Below are 13,106 nucleotides of genomic sequence, written 5' to 3' on the forward strand. Positions count from 1 at the left end.
GGGCAGGTGCGTGGGGGTCGCCCCGAACCGCGTCAGCCGCGGTTCGACACCGCCGCTTGCTCGAAGGTCGCCATGCCGCTGTGGCAGGCGGCGGCGGCTTTGACGATGCCGGCGGCCAGCGCCGCCCCGGTGCCCTCGCCGAGCCGCATGCCGAGCGCCAGCAGCGGCACCTTGTCCATGCGCTCCAGCGCCCGCATGTGGCCGGGCTCGGCCGAGACATGGCCGAACACGCAATGGTCGAGCGCCGCGGGGTCCATGGCGTAGAGCACCGCCGCAGCGGCGGTGGCGACGAAGCCGTCGACGATCACCGGCACGCGCTGCGTCCTTGCCGCGAGGATCGCGCCTGCCATCGCCGCGAGTTCCCGTCCGCCGACCCGGCGCAGCACTTCCAGCGGGTCGGCGAGGTGCCCGGCGTGGTGGGCGAGCGCCTTCTCGACGACCGCCGCCTTCCGGGCGATGCCGGCGGCGTCATGGCCGGTGCCCGGCCCGACCCAGTCCGACGCCGCGCCGCCGAACAGCGCCGCCAGCACAGCGGCGGCGACGGTGGTGTTGCCGATGCCCATCTCGCCGATGCACAGGAGATCCGGCTCGCCGGCCAGCACCTCCATGCCGAAGGCCATGGTCGCCGCGCAGGTCCGCTCGTCCATCGCGGCCTCCTCGCTGATGTCGCCGGTCGGCAGCTCCAGCGCCAGGTCGTAGATCTTCAGGCCCAGGTCGTAGGTGGCGCAGATCTGGTTGATGGCGGCGCCGCCGGCGGCGAAATTCGCCGCCATCTGGGCGGTGACCTCGGCGGGATAGGCCGAGACGCCGTGCCGGGCGACGCCGTGATTGCCGGCGAACACCGCGACGAGCGGCCGCCGCACCGCCGGGGCACGGCCCTGCCAGGCGGCGAGCCATTCCGACAGCTCCTCCAGCCGGCCGAGCGAACCGGCCGGCTTGGTCAGCGTCGCCTCGCGCTCGCGCTTGGCCCGCACCGCCGCCATGTCCGGCCCCGGCATGCGGCGGACGAGTTCGCGGATATCGTCGAAAGGCAGGCCGGTGATGGACATGGGACATTCCTGGCGAAAGTGTTGCGGGCGTCGCGGCGGACCGGGTACGGCTAGGCGAAACGCCGTCATGCGGCGCGACAGGACGGGGAGCAAGAGGCCGCGATGAGAGAATTCGCCGATGCGACGCTTCGCTCCCTGGTTTTCCTGACGCGGTTCCCCGGGCGCTACGCCTCGTTCCCCGCCGGTTATGCGCTCGGCGCGGACGCCCAGGCTTTCCCGCTCGCCGGGCTGCTTGCGGCGATTCCCGCCGCTTTGGTGCTCCTCGCCGCGGACGCCGCCGGCCTGTCGCCGCTGGTGGCGGCGACGCTCTCGGTCGCGGCGCTGGTGCTGACCACCGGCGCGCTGCACGAGGACGGTCTCGGCGACGTGGCCGACGGGCTCGGCGGCCATCACGAACGCGAGCGGGCGATCGCGATCATGAAGGACAGCCGGGTCGGCACCTATGGCGCGCTGGCGCTGCTGCTCTCGGTGGCGCTGCGGATCGGCCTGCTGGCACAGCTGGTCGAGGCGGATCGGGGCGGGGCCGCCCTCGCGCTTTTCGCAGCTGCCGCGGTGAGCCGCGGGGCAATGGCCTGGCTCTGGTCGGCGCTGCCCTCGGCCGATATCGGCGGGCTGGCCGACCGGATGGGCCGGCCCACCGCGGCGATCGGGCTGCGCGCCCTCCTCCTCGGCGACGGCATCTTCCTCGTCCTCGGCGCGCTCGCCTTCGGCATCCTGCCGGCCCTGGCGGGCCTTGCCCTCGGCGGCCTCGTGCTCCTGTGGTTTCGCGGCGTCATCTGGCGCCGGCTGGGCGGGCAGAGCGGCGACTGCCTCGGCGCGGTGCAGCAGCTGACCGAGATCGCCGCGCTGCTGGGCCTTGCGCTCGGCGCCTGAGACTCAGCCGAAAGACAGCGCCAGCAGGCCGAGCAGCGTCGCCGCCAGCAACAGATTAGCGAGGGTCGAGAACAGCGCCAGCCCCGCCCGGATGTCGGCGCTCTCTGCCTCCCGCCGTCCCTCCGGGTTGAGCATCGGCGCCTCGACCATCAGTTCGCCGTAGCGCCGCGGGCCGCCCAGCGAGAGGCCGAGCCCCGCCGCCATCGCCGCCTCCGGCCAGCCGGCATTGGGCGAGCGGTGCGACGGCGCATCGCGGCGGGTCACGGCCCAGACGGCGCCGATCTTGACCCTGCCGCGGAGCCCGGCCGCCAGCGCGAACAGCAGCGCCGTCAGGCGCGCCGCCGGCCAATTGACGACATCGTCCAGCTTCGCCGCCGCCCAGCCGAAGGCGCGGTGGCGCTCGCTCATGTGGCCGATCATCGAGTCGGCGGTGTTGACGACCTTGTACGCAAGCAACCCCGGCAGGCCGAGGACGAGGTACCAGAGCAGCGGTGCGACGATGCCGTCCGAGGCGTTCTCCGCGAGGCTCTCGATCGCCGCGCGGCTGACCCCGGCCGCATCGAGCTGTTCGGGATCGCGCCCGACGATCATCGCCACCGCTTGGCGCCCGGCCGCGAGCCCTTCGCCGTCCAGCGCGTCCGCCACGGCGCGCACGTGGTCGATCAGGCTCTTCTGCGCCAGGAACACCGCCAGCACGACGGCTTCGAGCACCAGGCCCACGGGACCCGCCGCAGCGAAGATCGCGGCCAGCAGGAAGCCCGAGACGAGCGCGCCGGTGACCAGCAGGGCGATCGCTAGGACGCCGCGGCGGCGCCGCGCGGCGTCCTCCAGCGCCTCCCGGTTGAGCCGTCGGTCCAGCGTCCCGATGAGATTGCCGATCAGCACGACCGGGTGCGGCAGGCGTCGCCACAGCCAGTCGGGATCGCCGACCAGCCGGTCGAGGAGGAGGCCAAGGGCGGCCACGGCCAGCCGGTCGATCACGCCGGCGGCCCGATTTCGCCGAGCGCGTCATCCAGCGCCGCGCCGAGCCGCCCTGCCTCCGCTTCGTCCGCGACATTGCCGATGCGCAGCCAGTCGGGGCGATAGGCGAAGGGCCGCGCCAGGATGTGCCGCCGGCAGAGCGCCGCAAACAGCGCCGATGCGTCCGGGTGGCGGATCGTCTGGAACAGCTGCGTGCCGCCGACAGGCGTCAGGCCGGTTGCCGCCAGCGTCGCGGCCAGCAGCCCGTGCTGGCGGGCGATCGACGCCCGGATGTCGGCGCAGAGCCGCGCATCGCCCAGCCAGGCGGCGCCGACCGCCAGCGCCGGCCCCGACACGGCCCAGGCGCCGAGCTGCCCGCGCAGCGCATCGGCGAGCCCCGGCGTGGTGAGCGCAAAGCCCAGGCGCAGGCCGGCGAGGCCGAAGAACTTGCCGAAGGAGCGATGGACCAGCAGGCCCGGCCGCCCCGTCGCGAAAGCCACCGACCGCCCGGGATCGGCATCGGCGAAGGCCTCGTCGACGACCAGCAGCCCGCCGCGCGCCGCCAGCCGCTCCGCCAGTGCCAGCAGCTCGGCCGGCTCGTGGACGCTGCCGTCCGGGTTGTTCGGGTTGACCACGACCGCGATCGTGGCCTCCGCCGGCACCTCGGTGAGCGCAGCAATGCCGATGACGGCATGGCCGGCGGTCTCGAAGGCCAGCCGGTGCCCGGAATAGGTCGGCTCCAGGATTGCCACCCGGCCGTGCGGCAGCAGCGACGGCAGCGCCGCGATCAGCGCCTGCGTCCCCGGCGCGGCGACGATGCCGGCTTGCAGCGGCGCGCCGTAGCAGGAGCGTGCCGCGGCGATGGCGCTGGCCCCCAGCTCGGCTTCCGGCAGGCGCTGCCACAGCGCCGGCGACAGATCCGGCAATGGCGGCGGCGCCGGGTTGATGCCCGTCGACAAATCGAGCCATTCGGCGCGCTGCCCGCCGAAGCGGGCGATCGCCGCGTCGAGCGCGCCGCCATGGCGCAGGGCCGGATCGAGCGCTGCCATCACGCCTCCCGGTCGATGACGTGCAGGAAGGAGCCGCAGACGCCTCCCTTGCGCCGTCCGAACCGGCCAAGGTCGGCGCCGCGCGCATCCTCGGCGGTAAACAGCGCCTCGCCCGGCCCCTCCGAGATGATCGTCGCGTAGTGGAACTCGTGGCCCCGCAGCCGCCCGGGCCAGACGAACCCGTCCGTCTCCTGCAGCCGCCGGTAGCCGAGATGCAGGCGGCGGGTGGCGAAGCTGGTTTCTAGCGGCAGGAGGTCGAGCATCGGATGGCGCGTCCCGTCGCCATCCGTCAGGCCGGCGCCGAGCACCATGTAGCCGCCGCACTCGCCATAGATCGGGATTGCCCGCGCGGCGGCCTCTCGCATCCCCCGGCGAAACGCGCCGGCCGCGGCGATCGTCCCGCCGTGGAGTTCCGGATAGCCGCCCGGCAGGTAGATTGCGTTGACGTCCTTGGCCGGCGCTTCATCGGCAAGTGGCGAGAAGAAGTCGAGCGTTGCGCCAGCTCGGCGCCAGCCGTCGAGGAGATGCGGATAGGCGAAGGCAAAGGCCTCGTCGCGGGCGACGGCGATGTGCTGGCCTAGCGGCGCGAGCGGTGCGACAGCCGCCCCGCCGCCGCTTGTAGCCGGAGCCGGAGCCTGAGCCGCCAGTGCCGCCAGCGCATCGAGGTCGCAGCCTGCCGTGACCCAGTCGGCCGCCCGCTCGAGGAACGCCGCCAGCTCGGCGTGCTCGCCGGCCTGCACCAGCCCCAGATGCCGCTCCGGCAGCGCCAGTTCCGCGGCGCGCGGCAGCACGCCGAGGACCGGGATCGCCAGCGGCGCCAGCGCCTCGCGCAGCAGGGCCGCGTGCCGCGCCGAACCGACGCGGTTGAGGATCAGCCCGGCGAGCGCGACACCCGGCCGATGCGTCGCGAAGCCGCGAACGAGCGCGGCGACGGAATGCGACTGTTTCGCGCAGTCGACGACGAGGACGACGTTGAGGCCGAGGAGGGCGGCGAGGTCGGCGGCCGAGCCGGTGCCGTCGGCCGCGCCGTCGAAGAGGCCCATCATCGCTTCGACGACGAAGGCCGACTCCCCCGCCGGCGCGGCAAGGCTGGCGACCAGCTCCGGCCGCATCGCCCAGGGGTCGAGATTGACGCAAGCACTGCCGCTCGCCGCCGCATGGAAGGCCGGATCGATATAGTCGGGCCCCGCCTTGGCGGAGCGCACGTCGACGCCCTGCCGGGCGAGCGCCCGCAGCAGCGCCAGCGTCACGGTGGTCTTGCCGGCGCCCGATTGCGGCGCGGCGATCATCAGCCCCGTCACGATCGGGCTCCCTGCTTTGCGGCCGTCCGGGCGCGGCCTATAAGCCTGCCATGAACGTCAGGCGCGGCGAGGACAAGAGCGATCAGGCGGCAGCGGACCGGCCGCTTCGCCGCGGCTGGACGACGGGCGCCTGCGCCACCGCCGCGACCAAGGCGGCGCTGACGGCCCTCTTCACCGGCGCGTTCCCCGATCCGGTGACCATCACGCTGCCGAAGGGCGAGACGCCGGCCTTCGCGCTGAACCGGCAGTCGCTCGGCGGCGACACCGCCATGGCGACGATCATCAAGGATGCCGGCGACGATCCGGACGTGACGCATCTGGCCGAGATCGTCGCGACGGTGCGCTTCGGCGCCCCCGGCACGGGCATCGTCTTCCGCGCCGGCGAGGGCGTCGGCACGGTGACGCTCGCCGGTCTGCCGCTGCCGCCCGGCGAGCCGGCGATCAACCCGGTGCCCCGCCGGATGATCGGCGAAATCGTCGAAGCACTCTGCGCGGCGCATGGAAGACCCGCCGACGTCACGGTTGAGATCGGCGTCACCGGCGGCGCGGCGCTGGCGGAAAAGACCTGGAACCCCCGCCTCGGCATCGTCGGCGGCCTGTCGATCCTCGGAACGACCGGCATCGTTCATCCGTTCTCCTGCGCCGCCTGGATCCACTCGATCCACCGCGGCGTCGACGTGGCGCGGGCGGCAGGGCTCGCCCATGTCGTCGGCGCCACCGGTTCGACCAGCGAAGCGGCGGCCCACGCGCTCTATCCGGAGCTGCCCGAGATCGCCTGGCTGGACATGGGCGACTTCGCCGGGGGCCTTTTGAAGTATCTGCGCGCCCATCCGGTCGAGCGGCTCACCATTGCCGGCGGCTTCGCCAAGCTGACCAAGCTGGCGCAGGGGGCGATGGATCTCCATTCCGGCCGCAGCCAGGTCGATCTCACGTTCCTCGCCGACATCGTCACGACGGCCGCGCCGGAGCGCGCCGATGCGCTGCGCCCCGCGATCCTCGCCGCCAACACCGCCAAGGCCGTGCTCGACTCGGCCCGTACCGAGGGCATCGACCTTGCCGCGCCGGTGGCGGAAGCGGCCCGCCGGGCGGCGCTGGAGATCCTGCGCGGCGCGCCGGTGGTTGTGGAGATCCTGGTCGTCGACCGCGACGGAGGCGTGCTTGCCCGGGCCGGCTGAGACCTTCCTGGTGCTGGGCGGCACCGCCGAGGCCAACCGCCTGGTCGCGGCGCTCGGCGCGGCACGGCCGGCGGCGCGGATCATCCTGTCGCTGGCCGGGCGGACCACGACGCCAGTGCTGCCGGCCGGTTGCGAAATCCGCGTCGGCGGCTTCGGCGGCAGCGACGGCCTCGCCGCGCATCTGAGCCGGGAGGGCGTGACCTGGCTGCTCGATGCCACCCATCCCTTCGCCGCCCGGATCAGCCGCAATGCCGCCCGCGCCGCGCACGATGCCGGCACGCGCCGCCTCGCGCTGGTGCGGCCGCCATGGATCGCCGATGCCGGCGACCGCTGGACATCCGTCGCCTGCCTTGCCGGCGCCCGGGATGCTTTGCCGGCTAATGCGCGGCCCTTCCTCGCGCTGGGACGCCAGCATCTGGCGCCGTTCGCGGCGCGGCCGGATCTCAAGCCCGTCGTGCGGATGATCGAGGAACCGGAGCCGCCGCTGCCGTTTGCGGCAGAGATCGTGCTGGCGCGGCCCTCGGCGGATGTCGCGGAAGAGGCCGGGCTGCTGGCCCGGCTCGCCGTCACCCATCTCGTCTGCCGCAATTCCGGCGGCAGCGCGTCCTTCGCCAAGATCGCGGCGGCGCGGAAGCTCGGCCTGCCCGTGATCATGATCGACCGTCCGCCGGAGCCGCCCCCGCCGGTCGTCCGCTCGGTCGCCGAAATCATCGCCGCCATCGCGCCCTGAGCCGCCTCAGACCGCCGCCTTGCGCTTCGGCCGCAGCAGATGCACCTGCGTCGCGTCGTAAAGGTGGGAGTCGACGAAATCCTCCGCCCCCAAGGCGCGGCCGACGAAGATCAGCGCGGTGCGCGTCAGCTTGGCCGCGCGGGCCTTGGTATGGATGTCCGCCAGCGTGCCGTGGATGAAGGCCTCGTCCGGCCAGCCGACGCGATAGGCAACGATCGCCGGGCAGTCCGGCCCGTAGGCCGGCAGCGGCAGCAGCTCGCGCTGGATATGCGGGATGTTGCGCACCGACAGGTGGATCGCGAGCGTCGCGCCACTCTTTCCGAGCGTCGAGAGTTCCTCGCCCTCCGGCATGCGCGAGGATTTCATCGCGGTGCGGGTGAGGATCACCGTCTGGCAGATCTCCGGGACCGTCAGTTCCTTCTGCAGCGCCGCCGCCGCCGCGGCGAAGGCCGGCACGCCCGGCGTCACGTCGAAGGGGATGTCCAAGGCCCTCAGCCGGCGCATCTGCTCGGCGACGGCGCCGTAGAGCGAGGGATCGCCCGAATGCACCCGCGCGACGTCCTGGCCGGCGGCATGCGCGGCTTCCATCTCGGCGATGATTTCGTCGAGATTCATCGGCGCGGTGTCGAGCACGCGCGCGCCTGCGGGCGCCGCCTTGACCACCTCTTCCGGCACCAGCGACCCGGCATAGAGGCAGACCGGACAGGCCTCGATCAACCGCAAGCCCCGCACGGTGATCAGGTCGGGCGCGCCGGGGCCGGCGCCGATGAAATGGACGGTCATGCGGCGTGTTCCAGCTTGAGTTCGGCGGTGATGCGCGACCAGGGCACGCTGCTCTTTCCGGCATCGTCGCGCACGATCAGGCCGAGATCGAGCAGCGCGGTGACGTCGGCATGGACGCCGCGATAGTCACGGCCGAGGCTTGCGGCCAGCGCCCGGATCGAGCCGGGCCCGTCGCTGCGCAGCCGGCGCAGCAGCTGCCAGCGGTTCGGCGTCAGCACACGCAGCAGGGTTTCGGCTCCCTCGAAGCCAATCTGGGGCACCGCAGGTGTCCGTTCGCCGCGATCGAGAGCGGCCGCCAAAGTCCGCACCTCGGAGAAGAAGGTCTGACTGTCGGTGACGTGGAGCGTCACTTCGTTCATGCTTGGCCTCCTTTCCACATCTTCCAAGGCTCCCGAACGCACATTAGCGCGTCGTCGCCATCCCCGTCCCGGCCTTCCCCGCATAGCCGCGCGGCGTATAGGCCCAGGCCTTGCCGTCACCCGTCGTGAAACAGCGGCTTTCGGACGAGCCGACGATCACCACGGTCAGCATGTCGACATCGTCGACGTCGAGCTCGGCGAGCGAGACGATCCGCACGCGCTCGCCCGGACGGCCGAGATTGGTGGCAAGGATCACCGGCGTCTCGGCCGGGCGGTGCTTCAGCAATTCGTCGCGGGCGAAGGCCAGCTGCGTCCGGCGCTTGCGCGAGACCGGGTTGTAGAAGGCGATGACGAAATCCGCCTCGGCCGCGGCGCGGACGCGGGTCTGGATGTCGGCCCAGGGCGTCAGCAGGTCGGACAGCGAGATGGTGCAGAAATCGTGGCCGAGCGGCGCGCCGGCGCGGGCGGCAGCCGCCTGCAGCGCGGAGATGCCGGGCGAGACGACGATCTCGGCGCGCCGTGCGCCGTCGTCGAGCCCACCCTTTTCGAGAAGCTCGAAGACCAGCGTCGCCATGGCATAGATGCCGGCGTCGCCCGAGCAGATCAGGGCGACCGACTTGCCCTCGCCGGCGAGAAGCATGGCGTGGCGGACGCGGGTCTCCTCCTCGCCGAGCGCGAAATCGTGGCGCGCCTTGCCGTCGGCCAGCGGGCCGAGCAGGTCGAGATAGAGCGAGTAGCCGACGAGGTCGGTGGCCTCCGCCACCATGCGGCTCACCTCCGGCGAGCGCCATTCGGCGCCGCCCGGCCCGATCCCGACGACGAACAGCGCGCCGCGCGAGCGGCCGATGGTCGAGGCGTCGACCGGATGCGGCGCTTCGCCGAGCGCGGCGGTGACGCGGCGGCTCTTGCGCTTGGCAAGGCGCAGCCGGCCGGCCGGGCCGACGGCAGCCAAGGCCGCGCCCTCGGCGACGCCGTGGCAGCCGGTCTCGGCAAAGACGATTTCCGACGGAGTTTCGAGGCGCGGCGCCTCGGCCTCCAGCGCGGCGGCCGCGAAGAACCGCGCCGGGACGCCGAAATGCGCGGCGACGGCATGCACGGCCGGCTCGTCCGCCTTGAGGTCGATGGAGACTACGCAGGCGAGCGCCAGGCTGCTGACGCCGGCTTCGGCCAGCGTCGCCTCGGCCAGCGCGATCGCCTCGTCCGCCGGCGCGCCACGCTCGCTGCCGATGCCGAGCACCAGCGTCTGCGGCCGGTAGAGCAGTTCCCCGGGGTCGGGCGCGCGGGCGGCGTTGGTGACCGTCAGCAACACGTCGCCGTCGGCGGCGAAGTTCAGCCGCGCGGCCTCCAGCCACGGTGCCGCGCCGGCCAGCCGCGCCGTGCCGCCGGCGACCAGCTCGGCCATCGCCGACTTGGCGAAGTCGGGGTTTTCCAGCCGCCATCCCGGCGGCGGCGCGTCCAGCGCGACGCCGAAGCGCAGATCGCCGGCGGTGGTGATCGCCGCCGCCGTGTCCAAAGCCGCGGCGATCGCCCGGGCGAGATCGTTGGCGCCGTGATGGCCGCCGAGCAGCGGCACCACGGCCGAGCCGTCCTCGGCGACGGCGACGACCGGCGGTTCGCGATGCTTGTCGGCGAGAAGCGGCGCCAGCATGCGCACCAGCGCTCCCGTCGCCATCAGCGCGACGATCGGTCGGCCTTCCGTGTAGAGCGCCTGCAGATGTGCGGCGGCGCTGTCGAAGCCGACGGCGACGTCCGGGCAGCGGGCCTTCGCGCCATGGATCGTGCCGCCGGTGGCGGCGGCGATGCGCTCGGCGACGGGACGCGCGGAATCGGAGAGGATGACGATGGCCGGCTTGGTCATTCTGCAGATTCCGCTGCTGACTGGGTCCCGAGCCCGCGCAGGATCGCCGCTTCGGCGCCGCGATAGCCGAGGATCATCGAGAAATACGGCACGTCGCCATCGATCTCGGCCAGTGGCACGATGCGCTCGGCGTCGAGCGTCACCCGCTCGCAAAGCGCGCAATGATCGGCAAGGCCGAGCCGTTCGAGCAAAGCGCGGACACGGGCGAAATGCCGGCCGAGCTTGATGATCGCGAAGGCCTCGCAGGCGCCGATGCGCGCTTCGAGCGCCGCGTCGTCGAGCGGCGCCGGCAGCACGGTGAGGACGTCGTTGCGCGCCGCCAGCGGGCGCTGCAGCCGCGCCGAGGCGGCGGAAACCGAGGTCACGCCGGGGACGATCTCCGCCGGGAAACGGTCAGCCAGCCGCTCGAAGAGATACATGAAGGAGCCGTAGAAAAACGGGTCGCCCTCGCAGAGCACGGCGACGTCCCGGCCAGCGGCGAGCCGGTCGGCGATCGTCTCGGCCGCCTGGTCGTAGACCGCCGAGGCCGGAAACCGCTCGACGCGCATCGGCACGACGATCGGTATCTCTTCCTGGTGCGGCCCCAGATGCGCGGCGACGATCGCGCGGGCAAAGCTGGTGCCGTGATCGGGCGCCGGATAGGCGACGACGGGCGCCGCCTTGAGGATGCGCAGCGCCTTCAGCGTCAGCAGCTCGGGATCGCCCGGCCCGACGCCGAGCCCGTAGAGCGTGCCGCTCATCGGCTGCCGCCCTTGGTCACGTGCCAGTGGACGACGGTCATCGACGGCTTGAAGCCGCGATAGGGGCCGACCTTCTCGGCCCTCTCCACCGAAACGCGCATCAGCTCCCCGCCCAGCCTCTCATGCAGCGCGATCAGCAGCGCCTCGGATTCCAGCGTCACGGCATGCGCGACCATGCGCCCGCCCGGCCGCAGCGCCTCCCACGCCGCGTCGAAGACGCCGTCCGTCAGGCCGCCGCCGATGAACACGGCGTCCGGCTGGTCGAGCCCCTCGAAGGCGGCGGGCGCGGCATCGCCGACCACGGCCAGCTCCGGCACGCCCAGCGTCGCCGCGTTCTCGGCGATCAGCGCCCGGCGCGCCTCCACCGGCTCGATGGCGATGGCGCGGGCCCGGACGGCGCCGCGCAGCCACTCGACCGAGATCGAGCCCGAGCCGGCGCCGACATCCCAGAGCAGTTCGCCGGACATCGGCGAAAGCGCCGCGAGGGCGAGTGCCCGCAGGACGCGCTTGGTCATCTTGCCGTCGTGGACGAAGGCGTCGTCGGGCAGTCCGGCCACCAGCGGCCGCGGCTCGGCCGCCCGGCCGGCGACGCAGGCCACCGCCACGGTGTTGAGATCGGCGATGTTGTCGAAATCGAAGCCGATGGCCGTCGTCTCGCGAACCCGCTCGCGCTCGCCGCCAAGATGCTCCAGCACGATCATCCGGCTCGGACCGTAGCCGCGCCCGGTCAGCAGCCGCGCCAGCGCCTGCGGCGACTGGCCGTCGGCCGAATAGATCAGGAGCTGGGCGCCCGGCGCCAGGGCCCGCGCGACGGCCTCCACCGGCCTTCCATGGACGGTGAGGCAGGCGCAATCCTGCAGCGGCCAGCCGAGCCGTGCCGCGGCCAGCTGGAAGGCCGCTGGCGCCGGCAGCACCCGCATCGCCTCGGGCGGGAAATGCCGCGTTAGCGTCGCGCCGACGCCGAACCACATCGGGTCCCCGGTCGCCAGCACGACGGTCGGGGTCCCGGCGAAGTTCGCCAGGCGCTCGAGCGAATCCTCGAAGGGCGATGCCCAGGGGATCGTCTCCGCGTCTGTGTCACCGAGCATGGCGAGGTGCCGCTCGCCGCCGAACACGGTCGTCGCGTCGGCCAGCAGTTGCCGGGCTTCTTCCGATAGGCTGTCCAGCCCGGCGTCGCCGATGCCGATCACCGTCAGCCACGGCCTGTCCGGCATGGCCTCGGCGGGCTTGTCGCCGTGGTCATGGTCCGCCAGCCAGGGCCGCATCGGGTCGGCCATGGTCAGTCGAGCCCCTTGGCGAGCGCGTTCACCGCCGCCGCCGCCATGGCGCTGCCGCCGCGCCGTCCGGCGATGGTGATGTACGGGATGCCGCGCGAATCGCGCACCAGCTCGGCCTTGGATTCGGCCGCACCGACGAAGCCGACCGGCATGCCGATGATCAGCGCCGGCCTTGGCGCGCCCTCGTCGAGCCGCTCCAGGAGCCGGAACAGAGCGGTCGGGGCATTGCCGATGGCGACGACGGCGCCTTCGATCAGCTCGCTCCAGAGGTCGACCTGGGCGGCCGACCGGGTCGTCCCGTCGCGCTCGGCGATGCGCCTTGTACGCGGGTCGGAGAGCCGGCAGACGATCTTGTTCTGCTGCGGCAGCCGGCCGGGGATGACGCCGTGGGCGACCATCTCGCTGTCGCAGAGGATCGGCGCGCCGGCGGCCAGCGCCGCCTTGCCCGCCGCGATGGCGTCCTGCGAGAGCAGCAGGTCGGCGACGATCTCCGGCATCCCGCAGGCATGCACCAGCCGGATCGCCAAATCCTGCGCGTCGTCCGGCAGTTGCGACAGGTCGGTCTCGGCGCGGATCAGCCGGAAGCTCTCGGCATAGATCGCGGCGGGATCGCGCAGATAGTTGAGCCGCGCGCCCGGCGCGACATAGGCCTCCGGATCGTCCTCGCCGAGCGCCTCCGCCAGGCGGTGGCCGAGGCCGACGATCCAGCCCTCTTCCGCCACAACCGTCGCGGCCTGGTCTTCCGGCAGGTCGGTGGGCGCGGACAGCAATTCGCCGAAGCGCCCGTCGGCGTCGAAGCGGCTGAAGATCGTCGCCAGCGTCTCGACCTGCGCCTCGTCGATGGCGGACTTGTCGCCCTGCTCGATCTTGATCAGGCCGGGATAGATCTCCGCCAGCACGATCGGCGCATTCAGCGCCGAGGCAAAGCGCGTCTCGAACGGCCAGACGGCGA

Annotated in this window: 13 protein-coding genes; 3 read left to right on the forward strand and 10 right to left on the reverse strand. The window is 72.8% G+C overall.

Annotated features, from left to right (window positions below; genetic code table 11):
* Positions 1 to 32 precede the first annotated feature (32 nt).
* Positions 33 to 1,049, reverse strand: coding sequence for a nicotinate-nucleotide--dimethylbenzimidazole phosphoribosyltransferase (cobT, locus tag LXB15_RS17560; RefSeq protein ID WP_233949671.1), 1,017 nt, complete (start codon positions 1,047 to 1,049; stop codon positions 33 to 35).
* A 102-nt stretch (positions 1,050 to 1,151) separates the two neighbouring features.
* Here cobT and LXB15_RS17565 point away from each other — a divergent pair, with 102 nt between their 5' ends.
* Positions 1,152 to 1,922, forward strand: a complete 771-nt coding sequence (locus LXB15_RS17565) for an adenosylcobinamide-GDP ribazoletransferase (RefSeq protein ID WP_233949672.1) — start codon at positions 1,152 to 1,154, stop codon at positions 1,920 to 1,922.
* Positions 1,923 to 1,925: 3 nt separating this feature from the next.
* Here LXB15_RS17565 and cbiB read toward each other — a convergent pair whose 3' ends face one another.
* The 3 genes from cbiB to LXB15_RS17580 are packed head-to-tail and all read right to left on the reverse strand — an operon-like array spanning position 1,926 to position 5,232.
* Entirely contained in the window at positions 1,926 to 2,900 is a 975-nt protein-coding gene (cbiB, locus tag LXB15_RS17570; RefSeq protein ID WP_370640243.1) for an adenosylcobinamide-phosphate synthase CbiB, read from the reverse strand.
* Positions 2,900 to 3,931 (reverse strand): threonine-phosphate decarboxylase CobD, encoded by a 1,032-nt coding sequence (cobD, locus tag LXB15_RS17575; protein ID WP_233949674.1) that lies wholly within the window; start codon positions 3,929 to 3,931, stop codon positions 2,900 to 2,902. Before cobD ends, cbiB begins: the two co-directional genes overlap by 1 nt.
* On the reverse strand, positions 3,931 to 5,232 hold the full coding sequence (locus tag LXB15_RS17580) for a cobyrinate a,c-diamide synthase (RefSeq protein ID WP_233949675.1): 1,302 nt from the start codon (positions 5,230 to 5,232) through the stop codon (positions 3,931 to 3,933). Before LXB15_RS17580 ends, cobD begins: the two co-directional genes overlap by 1 nt.
* Before the next feature lie 50 nt (positions 5,233 to 5,282).
* On the opposite strand from LXB15_RS17580, the gene LXB15_RS17585 reads away from it, so the two are divergent.
* Both LXB15_RS17585 and LXB15_RS17590 read left to right on the forward strand, forming a co-directional pair.
* On the forward strand, positions 5,283 to 6,407 hold the full coding sequence (locus LXB15_RS17585) for a cobalt-precorrin-5B (C(1))-methyltransferase (RefSeq protein ID WP_233949676.1): 1,125 nt from the start codon (positions 5,283 to 5,285) through the stop codon (positions 6,405 to 6,407).
* On the forward strand, positions 6,391 to 7,137 hold the full coding sequence (locus LXB15_RS17590) for a cobalt-precorrin-6A reductase (protein WP_233949677.1): 747 nt from the start codon (positions 6,391 to 6,393) through the stop codon (positions 7,135 to 7,137). The genes LXB15_RS17585 and LXB15_RS17590 overlap by 17 nt, the downstream gene beginning before the upstream one ends.
* A gap of 6 nt (positions 7,138 to 7,143) precedes the next feature.
* Here LXB15_RS17590 and cobM read toward each other — a convergent pair whose 3' ends face one another.
* The 6 genes from cobM to LXB15_RS17620 all read right to left on the reverse strand — a co-directional run bounded on the left by cobM (position 7,144) and on the right by LXB15_RS17620 (position 12,837).
* Positions 7,144 to 7,920, reverse strand: a complete 777-nt coding sequence (gene cobM, locus LXB15_RS17595) for a precorrin-4 C(11)-methyltransferase (protein WP_233949678.1) — start codon at positions 7,918 to 7,920, stop codon at positions 7,144 to 7,146.
* Positions 7,917 to 8,279 carry a hypothetical protein gene (locus LXB15_RS17600; RefSeq protein ID WP_233949679.1) on the reverse strand — a complete coding sequence of 121 codons (363 nt, stop codon included), beginning with the start codon at positions 8,277 to 8,279 and terminating at the stop codon, positions 7,917 to 7,919. Before LXB15_RS17600 ends, cobM begins: the two co-directional genes overlap by 4 nt.
* Positions 8,280 to 8,322: 43 nt before the next feature.
* Complete coding sequence (gene cobJ, locus LXB15_RS17605; protein WP_233949680.1) at positions 8,323 to 10,137, reverse strand: precorrin-3B C(17)-methyltransferase; 1,815 nt, start codon at positions 10,135 to 10,137, stop codon at positions 8,323 to 8,325.
* Entirely contained in the window at positions 10,134 to 10,877 is a 744-nt protein-coding gene (gene cobI, locus LXB15_RS17610; RefSeq protein ID WP_233949681.1) for a precorrin-2 C(20)-methyltransferase, read from the reverse strand. Before cobI ends, cobJ begins: the two co-directional genes overlap by 4 nt.
* Positions 10,874 to 12,091, reverse strand: a complete 1,218-nt coding sequence (gene cbiE / locus LXB15_RS17615) for a precorrin-6y C5,15-methyltransferase (decarboxylating) subunit CbiE (RefSeq protein ID WP_233953227.1) — start codon at positions 12,089 to 12,091, stop codon at positions 10,874 to 10,876. Before cbiE ends, cobI begins: the two co-directional genes overlap by 4 nt.
* 65 nt (positions 12,092 to 12,156) lie before the next feature.
* Positions 12,157 to 12,837, reverse strand: coding sequence for a precorrin-8X methylmutase (locus tag LXB15_RS17620; protein WP_233953228.1), 681 nt, complete (start codon positions 12,835 to 12,837; stop codon positions 12,157 to 12,159).
* Positions 12,838 to 13,106: the final 269 nt, after the last annotated feature.

The sequence above is a fragment of the Aurantimonas sp. HBX-1 genome (genome assembly GCF_021391535.1).
In the GTDB taxonomy this organism is placed as follows: Bacteria; Pseudomonadota; Alphaproteobacteria; order Rhizobiales; family Rhizobiaceae; genus Aurantimonas.